The sequence below is a fragment of the Stenotrophomonas sp. YJH_SMC_10 genome, from assembly GCF_059371555.1.
Genome location: NZ_JCAFUS010000003.1, coordinates 23849 through 40977 on the forward strand (window position 1 = coordinate 23849; position 17129 = coordinate 40977).

The 17129-nt window shown below is 66.4% G+C and carries 17 protein-coding genes; 4 read left to right on the top strand and 13 right to left on the bottom strand.

Features of this window, described 5'->3' with window-relative positions; genetic code table 11:
• Positions 1-65 precede the first annotated feature (65 nt).
• From AC5P9C_RS05750 to AC5P9C_RS05780, 7 genes are all read right to left on the bottom strand, one after another.
• Complete coding sequence (locus tag AC5P9C_RS05750) at positions 66-572, bottom strand: hypothetical protein (protein WP_329852943.1); 507 nt, start codon at positions 570-572, stop codon at positions 66-68.
• A gap of 66 nt (positions 573-638) precedes the next feature.
• Positions 639-854, bottom strand: a complete 216-nt coding sequence (locus AC5P9C_RS05755; RefSeq protein ID WP_053463201.1) for a hypothetical protein — start codon at positions 852-854, stop codon at positions 639-641.
• Positions 855-952: 98 nt separating this feature from the next.
• Positions 953-2143, bottom strand: a complete 1191-nt coding sequence (locus AC5P9C_RS05760; RefSeq protein WP_014647075.1) for a methyl-accepting chemotaxis protein — start codon at positions 2141-2143, stop codon at positions 953-955.
• 219 nt (positions 2144-2362) lie between these two features.
• Entirely contained in the window at positions 2363-2977 is a 615-nt protein-coding gene (gene hflD, locus AC5P9C_RS05765) for a high frequency lysogenization protein HflD (RefSeq protein ID WP_049467751.1), read from the bottom strand.
• The gene (gene mnmA / locus AC5P9C_RS05770) at positions 2974-4116 is read right to left on the bottom strand and encodes a tRNA 2-thiouridine(34) synthase MnmA (protein ID WP_103282381.1); all 1143 of its coding nucleotides are present in this window, start codon (positions 4114-4116) and stop codon (positions 2974-2976) included. The genes hflD and mnmA overlap by 4 nt, the downstream gene beginning before the upstream one ends.
• A complete protein-coding gene (locus AC5P9C_RS05775) occupies positions 4113-4574 on the bottom strand; it encodes an NUDIX hydrolase (protein WP_049467746.1) in 462 nt (153 codons plus the stop codon). Before AC5P9C_RS05775 ends, mnmA begins: the two co-directional genes overlap by 4 nt.
• A gap of 1 nt (position 4575) precedes the next feature.
• Positions 4576-5049 carry a hypothetical protein gene (locus AC5P9C_RS05780; protein ID WP_049467743.1) on the bottom strand — a complete coding sequence of 158 codons (474 nt, stop codon included), beginning with the start codon at positions 5047-5049 and terminating at the stop codon, positions 4576-4578.
• A gap of 112 nt (positions 5050-5161) precedes the next feature.
• On the opposite strand from AC5P9C_RS05780, the gene clpS reads away from it, so the two are divergent.
• Positions 5162-5488, top strand: coding sequence for an ATP-dependent Clp protease adapter ClpS (gene clpS, locus AC5P9C_RS05785; protein ID WP_414614964.1), 327 nt, complete (start codon positions 5162-5164; stop codon positions 5486-5488).
• 79 nt (positions 5489-5567) lie between these two features.
• On the opposite strand, the gene AC5P9C_RS05790 is transcribed toward clpS, so the two are convergent.
• Entirely contained in the window at positions 5568-6380 is an 813-nt protein-coding gene (locus AC5P9C_RS05790) for an APH(6) family putative aminoglycoside O-phosphotransferase (protein WP_414614965.1), read from the bottom strand.
• Between the two features lie 138 nt (positions 6381-6518).
• On the opposite strand from AC5P9C_RS05790, the gene clpA reads away from it, so the two are divergent.
• Positions 6519-8804, top strand: a complete 2286-nt coding sequence (gene clpA, locus AC5P9C_RS05795) for an ATP-dependent Clp protease ATP-binding subunit ClpA (protein ID WP_049467738.1) — start codon at positions 6519-6521, stop codon at positions 8802-8804.
• 72 nt (positions 8805-8876) lie between these two features.
• Here the strand turns inward: clpA and AC5P9C_RS05800 are convergent, their stop codons facing one another.
• The 4 genes from AC5P9C_RS05800 to AC5P9C_RS05815 all read right to left on the bottom strand — a co-directional run bounded on the left by AC5P9C_RS05800 (position 8877) and on the right by AC5P9C_RS05815 (position 11702).
• Positions 8877-9263 (bottom strand): hypothetical protein, encoded by a 387-nt coding sequence (locus AC5P9C_RS05800; protein ID WP_312581078.1) that lies wholly within the window; start codon positions 9261-9263, stop codon positions 8877-8879.
• 202 nt (positions 9264-9465) lie between these two features.
• Positions 9466-9684, bottom strand: a complete 219-nt coding sequence (gene infA / locus AC5P9C_RS05805) for a translation initiation factor IF-1 (RefSeq protein ID WP_005409596.1) — start codon at positions 9682-9684, stop codon at positions 9466-9468.
• Positions 9685-9770: 86 nt separating this feature from the next.
• Positions 9771-10511 carry a leucyl/phenylalanyl-tRNA--protein transferase gene (gene aat / locus AC5P9C_RS05810; RefSeq protein WP_074725097.1) on the bottom strand — a complete coding sequence of 247 codons (741 nt, stop codon included), beginning with the start codon at positions 10509-10511 and terminating at the stop codon, positions 9771-9773.
• Between the two features lie 66 nt (positions 10512-10577).
• Complete coding sequence (locus AC5P9C_RS05815) at positions 10578-11702, bottom strand: GNAT family N-acetyltransferase (protein ID WP_103282378.1); 1125 nt, start codon at positions 11700-11702, stop codon at positions 10578-10580.
• Between the two features lie 190 nt (positions 11703-11892).
• On the opposite strand from AC5P9C_RS05815, the gene AC5P9C_RS05820 reads away from it, so the two are divergent.
• Positions 11893-13455, top strand: coding sequence for an N-acetylmuramoyl-L-alanine amidase family protein (locus tag AC5P9C_RS05820; protein ID WP_343542757.1), 1563 nt, complete (start codon positions 11893-11895; stop codon positions 13453-13455).
• Between the two features lie 78 nt (positions 13456-13533).
• On the opposite strand, the gene trxB is transcribed toward AC5P9C_RS05820, so the two are convergent.
• Positions 13534-14505: a thioredoxin-disulfide reductase gene (gene trxB / locus AC5P9C_RS05825; protein WP_414614966.1), complete on the bottom strand. Its 972-nt coding sequence runs from the start codon at positions 14503-14505 to the stop codon at positions 13534-13536.
• Positions 14506-14738: 233 nt separating this feature from the next.
• Between trxB and AC5P9C_RS05830 the strand changes: the two genes are divergently transcribed.
• Positions 14739-17099 (top strand): DNA translocase FtsK, encoded by a 2361-nt coding sequence (locus AC5P9C_RS05830; RefSeq protein WP_064238502.1) that lies wholly within the window; start codon positions 14739-14741, stop codon positions 17097-17099.
• Positions 17100-17129 lie beyond the last annotated feature (30 nt).

Consider the following 17129-nt stretch of genomic DNA (forward strand, 5'->3'; position numbering starts at 1 on the left):
GGTGGGTGCCGGCCGTCGGTCGGCACGGATGCGCGGGCGCGCGACCATCCACGCACGGCGTGGCCCTACCTGGGAAACTCCGCCTTCAACTGCATGCGCAGGGCCTCGACGACGGCCGCATAGCGCCGCTTCTGGACCAGGTAGCTGGCCAGGAACAGCGGCAGTACCAGCAGCATCGGCGCCACCATCGGGCGCATCGCCACCAGCGGCAACAGCAGCAGCGACAGGATCGCCACGAACCAGCTGCACAGGCCCGTCACCCGCACCTCGTGCCGTCGCGCGTTGAGTACGATGCGACCGCGCATCACCGGGAAGTAGCGCAGGCCGAAGCTCGGCGCGAAGCTCTCGCGGAACGCCATGCTGCCATCGGGCAGCGCATGGAAGGCCAGTCGCAACCACTTGTCGTGTGGCAGGTCACGTTCCAGGCTGCCCAGCGAGAGGCGGGCCTGCATGGCCGGTGACGCCGCAATGCGTTCGTTGAACAGGGTGATGCCCCAGCTGAAATAGCCGGCCACCCAGGCCATCAGAAGGACCGTTTCGATCAGGAGTACTGCGATCAGGGCGATGGCCATCGGTCTTCCATGAACGGGACCGGTGGATCATGCCATGCGCGACGGCCATCCACGCAGGACGCGGATCTACTTCAGGGCTTCGCCATCCAGCCCGAGGTCCCATGCCAGGCCCAGCAGTTCATCGTCGGCTCGGGAGGGGGCGGGGCGCGCATCGGCCAGGTGCTGCAGTTCGAGCAGTTCCTCGCGGGCGACGTCTTCCAGCTGCTGCAACTGCTCACGCACGCTCGCGTTGCGCGGGCGCTCGGTGTCGGTGAGGGCGGGCAGGGCGCGGATCAGGGTCATGGTGCGCGTACAGGATGCATCCAACGGCGGGTCACAGGCAAAGGCCCCGGGCGAACCGGGGCCTTGCGGGCTGCCGGCGAGGGCAGCGGACATCAGGATCAGAACAGCTCGACGGTGCCGGCGCCCATGCTCTGCTGGGCGACCGGCTTGTGCGGCGGGCGTTCCCATTCGCTGCGCAGCTCGCGCAGGCGGTTGCCGGTGCGCTGCAGGGCGCTGGCAATCTCTTCGTCGAACACGCCGCCGTTGCGGTGCAGCAGCTCCTGCAGGGCCACCGCTTCGCGATTGATGGCGGTCAGACGGTCGAGGTGGGTGTGCACGCCGCCCAGGGCCTGGGTGGCGATGTCTTCGAACTGCAGGGCGCGCACGGCTTCGGCCACGCTGCCATCGATCGCACGGGCGCACTCGGACACTTCGCGCATGCCGTCGCCGAGCGAGGCATTGATCTGCGCGACATTGTCGAGCATCGCCGCCGCTTCCTGGCGCGCTTCGCGGGAGCGGTCCATGTCACGCGAGGCCATGTGCGAGACCGTCTCGCGCACCTTGGCAATGGCGTCCTTGGAGCTGTGCGCCAGCTTGCGGATCTGCTCGTTGAAGGTGGTCGAGCGTTCGGACAGGTTGCGCACTTCGTCGGCGACCACGGCGAAGCCACGACCGGCTTCACCGGCACGCGCCGCTTCGATGGCCGCGTTCAGCGCCAGCAGGTTGGTCTGGTCGGCGATCGACTTGACGTCTTCCAGCAACGCGAAGATGCCATCCAGGTGCTGCGCCATCTGGTCGATGTGCTGCACGGTGGTGCTGCTCTGGCCGCTGACCTGTTCCAGCGCTTCCACCAGCTGTTCCATGCGATGGCTGGCGTGCTGGGCGAAACGGGCGACGTCGAGGCCGGCATTGCCTTCATCGCCGGCGCGGTCGACGATGCGCGACAGGGCCTGGCTCTGTTGGCGCGACTTGCGGTTCATCGCATCGAAGCTGCCGCCGAGGCTGGAGACGGCCTGGCGGATCAGGTCACGGGCGCGTTCCACTTCGCCACGCGAACCGTCGATCTCGTTGCCGACGAAGTTGCGCAGCTCGGTCAGCAGCTGGTCCTGTTCGCGCAGGACACGGGCGTGCTCGGGGGAACGATGTGCCTGGGCGCGGGTGGTCCACCACGCAAAGCCGAGCCAGCTCAGCGTCATCGTGGTCAGGATCGCCCAGCGCAGGGCGGCCGGCCATTCGAAACCGATGGCGAAGGGGAGCAGCAGGGTCAGAGCCAGGGGGGCGGCCAGACGGATGAAAATGCGTGAGTACATGGACGTTCTCGGGAGGTGCACGGAGGATGTATCGGCCGTACCCCCTTTCTCTTTAACGTCGATGTGCCTCGAAGTGCATTCTGAATGCGCCGGTTTTCCGGCGCCCTGGCGGCCTCGGGGTCGGAGCCCTTTCCGTGTCGGAAAGGGATCCGACCCCTTGGGCAGGCAGCAACGGGGTCGGATCCCTTTTCCATGGAAAAGGGCTCTGACCCCACACCCTCAGGCCAGCAGGCGGTCCACGGCCTCGATCATCGCCTTTCGCCCGAACAGGAAATCCCAGTAGCTGCCACCCAGCTGCCGCCACAGCACCGCCGCGCGCACCGCGGCCAGCAGCAGGGCGCGGATCTCCGCCACCACGCCGGCCTGGCCCAGGTAGTGCGGGTTGCCCTGGACCATCACCCGCGGCTTGAGGTGGCTGATGGTGTCGGCGTACAGGCCGCCCAGGCTGGCGAGCACGTCCGGGTGACCGCTGTCACCCAGTTCGGCGGCCTGGCGCTGGGCGCGCTCGATGCCCGAGGCGACCTTGTTCACGGTCGCCCCGTCCTGCACGAAGCGGCGCTCCAGCTGCAGCACCGACAGGGCCAGCTTGGGCAGGATCGGGTCCTGGCCCTGGCTGCGGAAGTAGTTGTGCAGCAGGCGCAGCCCCGCCTTCAATGCATGGCGGTCACCGAACACCGCCTGCGGCGAGGACGCATCCACGCGGAACACGCTGTCCACGGCGGTGCGTACGGCGGCGGCGTCGGAATGGCCGGTATCGGCGATGCGGCGGACCTGCTGCAGGGCCTGGGCAATGCCGGCCAGGGCCAGGACGCGGTCGTCGACAGTGAAACTCATGCAGCGATTACCTCAAAAGGGGAGGGGGTGGTGCGCAGGCGCTCTTCCAGCGGCGCATCGGTGGCGGCGATCACCGCGCCACCCAGGCACACATCACCGTCATACAGCACCAACGATTGACCGGGGGTAACGGCGCGCTGCGGGCGCGCGAAGGTGACCAGCACGCTGCCGTCGTCCAGCACCTGCACCGTGCAGGGCTCATCGGGCTGGCGGTAACGGGTCTGGGCAGTACATTCGAAGTGCCGCGCCGGCGGCGCGCCGGCGATCCAGTGCGCGCGTTCCGAACGCAGGCGCCCGGACAGCATCCACGGGCTGTCGCGGTCCTGGTCCACATACAGCACGTTGCTGGCCACATCCTTGCCGACCACATACCACGGTGCAGCCGGGCGGCCACGCACGCCGCCGATGTTGAGACCCTCGCGCTGGCCCAGCGTGAAATAGAACACGCCCGGATGCTCGGCAATCACGCTGCCGTCGGCCGGGTCGAGGATCTGGCCCGGCTTGGCCGGCAAATAGCGTCCAAGGAACTCGCGGAAATCGCGCTCACCGATGAAGCAGATGCCGGTGGAATCCTTCTTGGCGTGGGTCGGCAGGCCAACGTCGCGCGCGATCCGGCGCAGGTCGCTCTTTTCCAGGTCGCCGATCGGGAACAGGGTGGCCGCCAGCTGCTCCTGGCCCAGCTGGTGCAGGAAGTAGCTCTGGTCCTTGGAACGGTCGGCGCCGCGCAGCAGCAGCCACTGGTGGCCGCGCTGGGTCACCCGGGCATAGTGGCCGGTGGCGATGCGCTCGGCGCCCAGCTCGCGGGCAGCATCCAGGAAATGCTTGAACTTCACTTCGCGGTTGCACAGCACGTCCGGGTTCGGCGTGCGGCCGGCCGCATACTCGGCCAGGAAGTGCTCGAACACGCCCTGCCAGTACTCGCTGGAGAAGTCGCGGAAGTGGAACGGGATGCCGAGCAGGCCGCAGACCGCCACCGCATCGCGGCGGTCGTCCTCGGCGCGGCAGTCACCGCTGCCGTCGTCGGCCCAGTTCTGCATGAACAGGCCGGCCACGGCCTCGCCCTGCTGGACCAGGCGCCAGGCGGCGACCGAGGAATCGACGCCACCGGACACGCCCACCATCACGCGCGGAGTGCTCATGCGACCTCCCGGACCAGTGAAAGCGGATGGCGCTGGCCACCCAGGTAATCGGCCACCACCTGCCATACCAACGGGCTGCGCTGGCGCGCGCCGGCGGCCTGCAGCTCGGCCGGGGTCAGCCACAGTGCACGGTCGATGCCGGTGTCCAACGGCTGCGCCGGGTCGTGCGAGACCGGGCGCGCCGCATAGCAGAAGCGCAGGAAGGCAGTGCCGTCGCCGGCGGTCCACTGGTAGCAGCCGATGAAGTGGGTCAGCTGCACGGTCCAGCCGGTTTCCTCGCGGGTCTCGCGCAGGGCAGCCTCGGCCAGGCTTTCGCCCGGCTCGAGGTGGCCGGCCGGCTGGTTGAGCACCGGGCGGCCGTCGATGGTCTCTTCAACCAGCAGCACGCGGCCGCCGTCGACCACCACCGTGGCGACGGTGGCGTGCGGTGCCCAGCGCGGGTCCGGCGTGGCGTTCAACTCAGAACTCGTCCTTCTTGGTCAGTTCCAGCTCCATCGCGTCGGCGGTGCGGATGGCCGCATCGATGGCGTCGCTGAGCTGGTCGGGGGTGGCATCGGCGTCGATCTTCACCACGAACATGGCGGTGGTGTCCTGCTTCACCCAGCCGCCCATCTTGGCGTCCTGCGAATCTTCCAGCAGGCGGTTGGCCACGGCCACCGGGAACTGCTTGGTCTTGGCACTGTAGGCCGGCGACCAGATCTCGCGGATGTTGTGGCTGCCGAAGTCTTCCACCGCCGAGCGCACGTAGACCATCTGGGTGCGGTCACCCTCGACGTCGAAGACCATGCGGTAGTCGCCATCCTCGTCGACCTCGTAGGTGTAACCCAGCTTGTCCAGGTGGCGGGCCACGGACTTGTCGGCCTGGGGTGCGGCGGTGGCAGCACCGGCAGCGGCCAGGGTGATCAGCAGGGCGGGCAGAAGGGTCCTTTTCATGAAGATCCTGTGAAACAGTGTTGAAAGAAGCTGCAATTGTGACGTTGGGCGTGCGTGCCGTCCAATCCACGGCGCGCCGACGCAGGCGCGGTGCAACCTCTATAATGGGGGGATGCCCCATGAGTCCCCCCCCGATTCCCATCACGAGCACGGCGTTGCCGTGGAGCCCGCGCGCCCGGAAGTGGCGCCGCCGCCGTTCTACCAGGTGATGCTGCTCAACGACGACTACACCCCGATGGATTTCGTGGTGGATGTACTGCAGCAGTTCTTCAGCATGGACCTGGACAAGGCCACGCAGGTGATGCTGCACGTCCATACCCGCGGCCGCGGCGTCTGCGGGGTGTTCACCCGCGAGGTCGCCGAGACCAAGGTTGCCCAGGTCAACGAGTATTCGAGGATGAACCAGCACCCGCTGCTGTGCACGATGGAAAAGGCCTGACCGGCTGCCGATTCTCGTCCGGGCACATCGATCCCGGATGGGTGTGCCCACCAAGGTGCGCACCTGCCAAGCGCGGGTCTCACCTCTCCGCCAGCGCCTCCAGTGCCATCCGCGCCACCGCCTCGTCGATGTCGGCGGGGTCGCCATCGTCCTGGAACCACACGGCCGACAGTGCCGCGCTGGCGGCGATCCAGCGCAGCAGGCGCGCCCGTTCCAGCCCAGCCAGCGCGCTGACCTGTTCCAGTCGGGCGGCAAACCGCTCCGGCCGCGTGGCCACGTGGATGCCCGGGCCGCACAGATCCGGATTGCTGAACAGCGTCGTGTAGTCGAACGCGCGGTCACCCAGCAGCCGTTTCGGATCGATCGCCAGCCAGCCGCGCGCACCAAAATCCAGCACGTTGTCATGGTGCAGGTCGCCGTGCAGCGGCCGGATCTCCCGTTCTTCCTGCAACACCCCTTCTGCCAGTGATCTGCACTGTTCCAGCAGTGGCGGCAGCGCGGCCCTTGGCTGCAGCAGGTCGGCGAACCATCTACGCAGGCAGACCAGGTCTGCAGGCGGCGCGCTCCGTGGCCGGTGCAACCGCTGCAGGACCTGGCACAGGATCGTGGTGCAGGCGTCATCGGCGCCATCGATCGAGCGTTGCCGCAGCGACTGACCGCTGGCGCGCTCGATCAGGATCGCCGGCCCCTCGTGGGCCAGCAGCCGGGCAGCGCCATCGCCGTCCCACCAGCGCAGCAGGCGATGGCCGTTCTGCTCCTCGGTTTCGCCGGCAATCTTCAGCATCGCCGGCTCGCCGCCGGCGGTCAGCACCGGCCAGAGCCGGGCGTGGGGCGTACGGATGGCCGGGCCATCACGCCGCAATCGCCAGCGGCTCAGGTAGGGTTCGCTCATGCCGGTTGTACGATCCTGGAGTGAATGAAGATCAAGCGATCTGCAGTGCTAACGCCATCTGAACGCAGCAATCCGCTAGGGTGATGGAAATCGCGTAGTCAGGCCGCATATTGTTCCCATCTGCCGCCGGAGTAATCCATGTTCAGCAAAGACCTCGAACACACCATCGGCCAGTGCTACAAGCGCGCCCGTGAGGCCCGGCATGAGTTCATGACGGTCGAACACCTGCTGTTGGCACTGCTCGACAACCCGTCTGCCCAGGCCGTACTGAAGGCCTGTGGTGCCGACGCCGAACGCCTGCGCCAGGAGCTGGAGCAGGCCATCGAGGCCTCCGTGTCCCGCCTGGCCGAAGATGACGGCCGCGATACCCAGCCGACACTGGGTTTCCAGCGGGTGCTGCAGCGGGCCGTGTACCACGTGCAGTCCTCGGGCAAGAAGGAGGTCACCGGCGCCAACGTGCTGGTCGCCATCTTCGGCGAAAAGGACTCCCACGCCGTCTATTACCTCAACCAGCAGGATGTGACCCGGCTGGATGTGGTCAATTACCTGTCCCACGGCATCGCCAAGCTGGGCGAGGAAGGCGAGCAGCCGTCCTCCTCCTCCGAGGGCGAGGGCCGCATGGAGGGCGGGGAGGGCGAGCCGAAGGGCGATGCACTGACCGAATTTGCCAGCAACCTCAACGAACAGGCGCGGTCCGGCCGCATCGATCCGCTGGTCGGCCGCGCCGACGAGATCGAGCGCACGATCCAGGTCCTGTGCCGCCGTCGCAAGAACAACCCGCTGTACGTGGGTGAGGCCGGCGTGGGCAAGACCGCCATCGCCGAGGGCCTGGCCCGCCGCATCGTGGAGGGCTCGGTACCCGAAGTGCTGGCCGACGCGGTGATCTACTCGCTCGACCTGGGCGCGCTGGTGGCCGGCACCAAGTACCGTGGCGACTTCGAGAAGCGCCTGAAGAGCGTGCTGACCGCACTGAAGAAGGTGCCCAACGCGGTGCTGTTCATCGACGAGATCCACACCATCATCGGTGCCGGCTCGGCCTCGGGCGGCACCATGGATGCGTCCAACCTGATCAAGCCGGCGCTGGCCTCCGGCGAGCTGCGCTGCATCGGCTCGACCACCTTCCAGGAATACCGCGGCATCTTCGAGAAGGACCGGGCGCTGGCCCGCCGCTTCCAGAAGATCGACATCGTCGAGCCGACCGTGGGCGAGACCTACGAGATCCTGCAGGGACTGAAGTCCAAGTACGAGCTGCACCACGGTGTGACCTATTCGGACGAAGCGCTGCAGGCGGCGGTGGACCTGTCGGTGAAGCACATCGGCGACCGCCTGCTGCCGGACAAGGCCATCGACGTGATCGACGAGGCCGGTGCCCGCCAGCGCCTGCTGCCGGAAGGCCAGCGCAAGGAGCTGATCGACGTCGAGGAAGTGGAGGCGATCGTGGCCAAGATGGCGCGCATCCCGACCAAGCAGGTCAGTGCCACCGACAAGGACGTGCTGCAGCACCTGGAGCGCAACCTGAAGATGGTGATCTTCGGCCAGGACCCGGCCATCGAGACGCTGTCCTCGGCGATCAAGCTGGCCCGCTCGGGCCTGGGCAATCCGGAAAAGCCGATTGGCAACTTCCTGTTCGCCGGGCCGACCGGTGTCGGCAAGACCGAGGTGACCAAGCAGCTGGCGCTGCAGCTGGGCATCGAGCTGGTCCGCTTCGACATGTCCGAGTACATGGAGCCGCATTCGATCAGCCGCCTGATCGGTGCCCCTCCGGGCTATGTCGGCTTCGACCAGGGCGGCCTGCTGACCGAGAAGATCGTCAAGACGCCGCACTGCGTGCTGCTGCTGGACGAGATCGAGAAGGCGCATCCGGACATCTTCAACATCCTGCTGCAGGTGATGGACCGCGGCGTGCTGACCGATACCAATGGTCGCGAGGCCAACTTCAAGAACGTGGTGCTGGTGATGACCACCAATGCTGGCGCGGCGCAGGCCTCGCGGCGTTCGATCGGCTTCACCAAGCAGGACCATGCCACCGACGCGATGGAGACCATCCGCCGCAGCTTCACCCCGGAATTCCGCAACCGCCTCGATGCGGTGGTGCAGTTCCAGGCGTTGGGCTTCGAGCACATCCTGCGCGTGGTCGACAAGTTCCTGATCGAGCTGGAGATGCTGCTGCAGGACAAGCACGTCAGCCTGTCGGCCACGCCGACCGCGCGCGACTGGCTGGCCCACCACGGCTTCGACCCGCTGATGGGTGCCCGCCCGATGGCCCGCGTGATCCAGGACAAGATCAAGCGGCCGCTGGCCGACGAGCTGCTGTTCGGCAAGCTGGTCAATGGCGGCAAGGTGAGCATCGATGTGCGCGACGACGAACTGGTAGTCGAGACGCAGGCCGAACCGGAGCGCTTGCTGCCGGTCACGGTGGAGTGAGCTGACCTCCGTCCGGTTTCGACGGACCTGACATGACAAGGGCGGCTTCGGCCGCCCTTGTTGTACGCGACGTCAGCGGCTGCGCTGGCGGGCTTTCTTCTTGAAGGTGGCCTCGTCGATCGGTTCGACCTGCGCCACGGTGCAGCGGTTGGCGTCGGTGCGCAGCTGGCTGCGCCCGGCGGCGCACAGCAGGCCCTGCTGGCCATCGGTGAAGAAGCTCAGCTTGCGCGAATGGGCCGCAGCGGAGCAGTCGTCCTGGAAATGCACGACATAGTGGTCCTGGCCATTGCGTAGCAGGATGTTGCGCGAGGCGCCGGCGCGCACCAGTTGCTGGTCGCCGCCCAGTTGGATGCAGTCAGCGGCGTTCGCCGCAGGGGGGGTATCGGCGGCGCGCGCAGGCAGCGCGCTGGCGGACGCGACGAGGGCGATGAGCAGGGCGGTCAGCGAGGGCATGTTCATGGCGGGGCAGGGGATGGCGATCCGGACTGGATCGGTTCCTACGATGCCGCCGCGGATGCAGATGCGAATCTGCCGCAAGCAGGGCTGACCGACGTCACGGTGAGTTCGGTCACGATGACCTCCGGCAGGGCCGGATGGCAGGCATGACAAAAGGCCAGCAACCAGGGCTGGCCTTGTCGACGTGGCGCCAGGCGCCGACCGCTTACTTCATGCGGTAGGTGATACGACCCTTGGTCAGGTCGTACGGGGTCATTTCAACCTTGACCCGGTCACCGGTGAGGATGCGGATGTAGTTCTTGCGCATGCGGCCGGAGATATGGGCAATGATCTCGTGCCCATTTTCCAGACGAACGCGGAAAGTGGTGTTCGGCAGCGTCTCGCTGACGGTGCCCTCGAACTCGATGGAATCGTCTTTCGACATGTAGTCCTGTGCGGTTCAGAAAACGGCCACGCTGGGCCTAAGGCGCAGTATTTTACGCGTGACCGGCCCAGCTTGCAAAGTTTGTGTTAACCCCCGGCCAAACGCCGAGCCGGCAGGCGTCCCACCGCCTGCGTCCACGGGCCTTCACGGCCCTTGTCGCGCACCGCCTGGCGCACGTGATCCAGAAACGCCGCGCGCGGCAGATGCGTGGCGCCCATCCGCAGCAGGTGTGGATTCTCCACCTGGGCATCGATCAGCGGCCAGCCCCAGCCGGCAAGCGTGGCCGCCAACGCGGCCAGCGCGATCTTGGAGCCCCCGCTGGCACCGCTGAACATGCTCTCGCCGAAAAACACGGTACCGATCGCCACACCGTAGATGCCGCCGACCAGCGTCTGCCGGTCCCAGACCTCGAACGAGTGGGCAAACCCGAGGTCGTGCAGCTGGCTGTAGGCCTCGATCATGGCCGGGCTGATCCAGGTGCCGTCCTGGCCGGGCCGCGGCGCGGCGGCGCAGGCGCGCATCACCTGGCCAAACGCGGTGTCGGCAGTGACCTCCCAGTCGCAGCCACGTAGCTGGCGGCGGAAGCGGCTGGACAGGTGCACGCCATCGGTGCGGAACACCATGCGCGGGTCAGGCGACCACCACAGGATCGGTTCGCCCTCGCTGAACCACGGAAAGATGCCGCCTGCATACGCGTTGAGCAGGCGCGCCGGGTGCAGGTCGCCGCCCACGGCGAGCAGGCCGTCGGGCTGGCGCAGGGCGGTCTCGGCCGGGGGGAAGGGGGCGTCCGGCGCATCGGCCAGGCGCCAGGGCAGCTGGCGGGTCATGCCGGCATTGTATTCGTCGCGGCCCCGCGCGAATGCCGCGGTAGATGCCAAACCTTGGTTGGCAGGTCACCCGTCCGCGCGAAATGGGCTGTGGCCCAGCAGCTCCTGCCGGTATCGGCGCACATCGCGCCGCTCCTGCCGGCACCAGTCCTGCAGCGCTTCGGCGAAGTCCGCGTCCGCCACCCAGTGCCGGCTGCGCACCAGGGTCGGCAGGAAGCCGCGCGCCAGCTTGTGCTCGCCCTGCGCGCCCGGCTCGAAACGGCTCAGGCCTTCGCGCAGGCAGTACTCGATGCCCTGGTAGTAACAGGCTTCGAAATGCAGGCCGGGCAGGGTGGCCCCGCCCCAGTAGCGGCCATACAGAGTGCTGCCACCCCGCAGGCAAAGTGCGCCGGCAATCGGCTGGCCTTCCTGCTCGGCCAGGAACAGCACCAGCCCACGCCCGAGCGAGATCGCCAGATGGCGCAGGAAGGGCTCGGTCAGCGCCGGGGCATTGCCGTATTCCAGGAAGGTCTGCAGGTAGAAGCGGTACATCGCCTGCAGGTCGGCGCGGCTGGCCTCGTCGCCGTGCACCACGCGGAAAGTGATGCCCTGGCGGGTGACCTTGGCCCGTTCCTGGCGGATGTTCTTGCGGTGCTTGTGGTCCATCGCGGCGAGGAACTGCTCGAACGTTGCCCACTCACCGGGGTTCTGCCACTGGAACTGCACATCCTCGCGCAGCAGCCAGTCCTCGCCGAACAGCGCTTCGTCCGCTGCGGTGTGGAAGTTGATATGGGCCGATGACACCTCCAGTGCCGGCAGCGCATCACGCAACACCGACAGCAACGCGGCGCGATCTGAATCGTGACGGGCCAGCAGGCGCGGCCCGGTGACCGGCGAGTACGGTACCGCGCCCAGCCACTTCGGGTAGTAGTCGCGGCCATGCCGGGCATAGGCGTTGGCCCAGGCATGGTCGAACACGAATTCGCCGTGGGAGTTGGTCTTCAGGTAGCCCGGAATGGCGCCGATCAGGGTGTCGCCTTCCCAGAGCGTGAAGTGCCGGGGCTGCCAGCCCCAGTCCTCGCGGAGGCAGCCGTGCTGTTCCAGGCCTGAGAGGAAGGCATGGCTGACGAACGGGTTCTGGCCGTCGTGCAGGGCGTCCCAGTCGGTGGCGGGAATGGACTGAAGGGAGTGGAGGAGGCGGGTGGAGGGCATGGTTGGCAAGGATAGGCCAGGTGGATCGCGAACGGTGTTGGCGGAGCTGGGTTGGTTTGTTTCGGTTGGAGGTGAGGAAAATTTGAATTCTCCATCCGTGTGCGCTGGGTGCGGAATGCCTGAATTCGAAAGGACAGAGTGAGCTGCGCCGCTGGAGCGGTGCATTCACTCTTTGCATGGAGTAGCCAAAATGAACCAGAAGCTTCGCCTTGGATCCCTTTCTGTTCTGCTGTCTCTTGTGGGCGGCGGACTGTTGATCAGCCCCGCGCAGGCCGTTGACGCTCCTCGTGCGGTGGAGCAGGACACTGGGCTCGACATCCTATTGACCCAGAAGGCGCGCGACATTCTGGAGCGCGTTCGTCTTGTGGATGGCCAGGCGCGCAGTCGCCGGGTTGAGGTATCAGCAGATATCGCCAACGGTGTAGTGACCGTGGCGCTGGATCGGGTCTTCCTTCCTGCCGATTACGGGCCGTCGTTCGAGGATCAGCGAAGCGAGATCAGTTTTGGACTACTGCATTGGGCCGAGCAGGCGGCTCCGTTCAGTCGTGTCGTTTTTCTGTATGACGGGAAAGAGATCGAATACTACTTTCCTGAGATAAAGGCTGCGGACGATGCGGCGCGGGAAGCGGGGGAAGCGCTGCGGCGGACGCGTGGAACGCCTGGGTCCGGGATGGCGTTTGTCGCAGCCGGGCATGGGTATTTCTACAGCTACAAGGACAACCGGTGGGTGACCTCGAGGGATGAATGGAATGGCGTCTCGGAGGGGCTGTTGACTCCGTCGTACGCCGCGGACCTGAAGGCGATGATCGAGCAAAGGAGCCAAATGCCTGTCATCCGCCCGCGCGTTCAGATCACGGGAACGACTCATCCTCCGAGTGGTGAGGAGTGGTGGACCATAGCTGCGCGCTACGCGATTGCCGAGCAGTATCCGGCCGAGACGAAGATATGGAACACGTACGCAGGCAGTACGCTTTGGGATCGGGAGGAGCGTGAAGACATCAACAGTCGGCCGCTTCTCGCAAACCACCACGGAGCTGAGGTGGCGATTCATCTGCACAGCAATGGAGAACCCTCAGGGGCCGCGCGCGGTACTCGTGTGATCGTGCAACCTGGTAGGCCGATGGATGCTGCTCTTGCAGAGAGTGTCCTGTGCTCGATGAAGGAGCTGATTCACTCGCTACCTGAGTATGCGGCATTCACCGTGGCTCCCGCTCCGCACGCGCTGAACAAGGGGGAGAACCGAGAGGCGCACATGCCATCGATCATCGTAGAGACGGCGTTTCACACGAATCCGGATGATGCCAAGGCGCTGCAGGACCCCGTCTTCCGCTCGGCGTCGATGAAAGGGGTGGAGAAGGGCTATCGCCTGTGGGCAAAGGGAAAGACGTGTGAGCCGCTGTCCGGGCAGCCGATCGCAGATGTCGATGTCCCATCCGGCGACTCGCGCGAGGTGGACGTCGCGTTTGCGGGCAATCCGCAATTCCCGATCAGCCTGATCACCCGCAATACGCTGTGCCCATCAGGGTGGAGCTGCAGCGGACGAACGGTGGTCATCGATTCGCCTGACCAGCCCAGCAGGATGCAACTCAGCTGCGGTCGCGACAGCGTGGGGACGCTCGGCTGGGAGACGCATGTGTTGGATGCGGATGGGGTCAAGTCGCAGCCCGTGCCTCACACCGTTCGTTGTGTTGCCGATGCGGCCGGCCCTGATCGAAATGGCTTGCCTGAGAATACGGCTGCCGCAGGGATGTAACGAGAAAGGCCGACGCTTTCGCGTCGGCCTTTCTCCTGAGTCGAGCATGGCTCGACTCTACAGAGCATAATCAGCGCTTCAGCTGGCCTTGCCCTGCGCGTCCAGATAGCGCTCGGCGTCCAGAGCGGCCATGCAGCCGAAGCCGGCCGAGGTGATCGCCTGGCGGTAGTGCTGGTCGGCCACGTCGCCGGCGGCGAACACGCCTTCCGCCGAGGTCTGGGTGGCGTTGCCGCCCAGGCCCGAACGGATTTCCAGGTAGCCGTTGTTCATCGCCAGCTGGCCGTCGAACAGGGTGGTGTTGGGATGATGGCCGATGGCCACGAAGAAGCCGTGGGCGTCGATGTCGCGGGTGCTGCCGTCCAGGGTGGACTTCACGCGAACGCCGGTCACGCCGGCGTCGTTGCCCAGCACTTCCTCCACCTGGTGGTGCCAGACGGTCTCGATCTTGCCTTCGGCGACCTTCCTGAACAGCTTGTCCTGCATGATCTTCTCCGCCTTCAGGGTGTCGCGGCGGTGGACCAGGTAGACCTTGCGGGCGATGTTGGACAGGTAGAGCGCCTCTTCCACGGCGGTGTTGCCGCCACCGACCACGACCACGTCCTGGTCGCGGTAGAAGAAGCCGTCACAGGTGGCGCAGGCGGAGACACCGCGACCCTTGAAGGTCTCTTCGGTCGGGATGCCCAGGTACTTGGCGGTGGCGCCGGTGGCGATGATCAGCGCGTCGCAGGTGTACTCATGGCTGTCGCCGATCAGCTTGAACGGGCGCTGCGACAGGTCGGCAGTGTGGATATGGTCGAAGATGACCTCGGTCTCGAAGCGCTCGGCGTGGGCCTGCATGCGCGCCATCAGGTCCGGGCCCATCAGGCCGTGGGCGTCACCCGGCCAGTTGTCGACCTCGGTGGTGGTCATCAGCTGGCCACCCTGCTGCAGGCCGGTGATGACGACCGGCTTCAGGTTGGCACGGGCGGCGTAGACGGCGGCGGTCCAGCCGGCCGGTCCGGAACCGAGGATGACGAGGCGCTGGTGGCGGGAGGGCAGGCTAGTGCTCATGTAAACTCGCGAAAAGGTAGATGGGACAAGGCGCTGGCGATGTTTGCGCAGCATCCTCGGCAGGTCATAGAGTGGCGGCTGGGGCAGGGCGATTCAAGCCGATGAACAGAACGCCGTCATCCAGCGGTGGTTTCGGCCCTGTCCGGACGCGGCCAGATGTCGCATAACTGAAAACTGACGCCGTCTCATTTATTATCAATCACTAACAGCGCATTCCAAAGGTATGGTCTAAGGTGGCGAAGCAGGTCCCTGAACGCTCCAAGTCGGACGACAGCAAGGCGTCACGTCGCACGGCCGCGGCGGCGACGACCGACAATCCACGCCGCCAGCGCCTCTGGCGCGACCTGGGCCTGATCGCCATCGCGCCGGCCCTGCTCTATCTGGCGGCCAGTCTTTTCACCTATTCAGCGACCGATCCGGGCTGGTCGCACACCGGCAGCGTGGTCGCGCCGGTGCACAACCTGGGCGGCCGCGCCGGCGCCTGGATCGCCGACGTGCTGCTGCAGCTGTTTGGCTACATCGCCTTCCTGCTGCCCATCGTGCTGGGCGCGCTGGCCTGGATCGCCATGTTCGGCCTCAAGCGCGAGAGCAAGGGCGAGAACGACCTGGATCCGGCACTGCGCCTGGTCGGTCTGGTCGGGTTCCTGATTGCCGGCACCGGCTTCCTGCATGTGCGCCTGTTCAGTGGCGATGTCGCCAGTGCCGGCGGCATCCTCGGCAAGCTGGTAGGCAACTCGCTGACGGTGGGCTTCGGCGCGCTGGGGGCCAACCTGTTCGTGCTGGTGCTGCTGCTGGCCTCGATCACCCTGGCGACGGGGCTGTCATGGTTCACGGTGATGGAGAAGATCGGCCGCGGCGTGATGTCGCTGGCGCCGTTGCTGGAACGCAAGAAGGAAGAAGTCACCGAGTGGAAGCAGACCCGGGTGATGCGCGAGGAACGCCAGGAAGTGCGCAAGGCCGACGCCGAGGTGCGCGCCAAGCGCGAGCCGGTGAAGATCGAGCCGCGTCCGGAGCCGGTGATCGAGAAGAGTGATCGGGCCAAGCGCGACACCCAGATTCCGATGTTCCGTGGCGTCAATGGCGATGGTTCCGACCTGCCGCCGCTGGCGCTGCTGGATGATCCCAAGCCGCAGCCGAAGGGCTATGACGAAGAAACGCTGGAAACCCTGTCGCGGCAGATCGAGTTCAAGCTGAAGGATTTCCGCATCGATGCGCAGGTGGTCGGCGCCAACCCTGGCCCGGTCATCACCCGTTTCGAGATCGAGCCGGCACCGGGCATCAAGGTCAGCCAGATCAGTTCGCTGGACAAGGACATCGCGCGTGGCCTGTCGGTGAAGTCGGTGCGCGTGGTCGATGTCATTCCGGGCAAGTCCGTGATCGGCCTGGAGATCCCCAACGTCACCCGCGAGATGATCTTCCTGTCCGAGCTGCTGCGCTCGAAGGAATATGACAAGTCGGCCAGCGTGCTGACCCTGGCGCTGGGCAAGGACATCGCCGGCCGCCCGACGGTGGCCGACCTGGCGCGCATGCCGCACCTGCTGGTGGCCGGTACCACCGGTTCGGGCAAGTCGGTGGCGGTCAACGCGATGGTGCTGAGCCTGCTGTTCAAGGCTTCGCCCAAGGACCTGCGGATGCTGATGATCGACCCGAAGATGCTCGAACTGAGCGTCTACCAGGGCATTCCGCACCTGCTGGCACCGGTGGTCACCGACATGAAGGAGGCCGCCAACGGCCTGCGCTGGTGCGTGGCCGAGATGGAGCGCCGGTACAAGCTGATGAGCGCAGTGGGTGTGCGCAACCTGGCCGGCTTCAACAAGAAGGTGAAGGAAGCCCAGGACGCCGGCCAGCCGCTGATGGACCCGCTGTTCAAGCCGAACCCGGAACTGGGCGAGGCGCCGCGACCGCTGGAGACGCTGCCGTTCATCGTCATCTTCATCGACGAATTCGCCGACATGATGATGATCGTCGGCAAGAAGGTCGAAGAGCTGATCGCGCGCCTGGCGCAGAAGGCGCGTGCGGCCGGCATCCACCTGATCCTGGCCACGCAGCGCCCGTCGGTGGACGTGATCACCGGCCTGATCAAGGCCAACATCCCGACCCGTATCGCCTTCCAGGTCAGCTCCAAGATCGACTCGCGCACCATCCTCGACCAGTCCGGCGCGGAAACCCTGCTCGGCCACGGCGACATGCTGTACCTGCCGCCGGGCACCGCGCTGCCCGAGCGCGTGCATGGTGCGTTCGTGTCCGATGACGAAGTGCACCGCGTGGTCGAGCACCTCAAGGCGATGGGCCCGGCCGACTATGTCGACGGGGTGCTGGACGAGGTGCAGACGATGGGCGACGGCGTGGTCGTCGGTGCCACCGGCCTGCCCGAGACCAGTGCGGCCGGCGACGAGTCCGACCCGCTGTATGACGAAGCGCTGCGGGTGGTCACCGAGACCCGCCGCGCCTCCATTTCCGGCGTGCAGCGCCGGCTGAAGATCGGCTACAACCGTGCAGCGCGACTGATCGAGGCCATGGAAGCGGCCGGCGTGGTCAGCCCGCCCGAGCACAACGGCGACCGCACGGTGCTGGCACCGCCGCCGCCGAAGTAAGACCCGAGGTATCCCCCACGACGTCCAAGG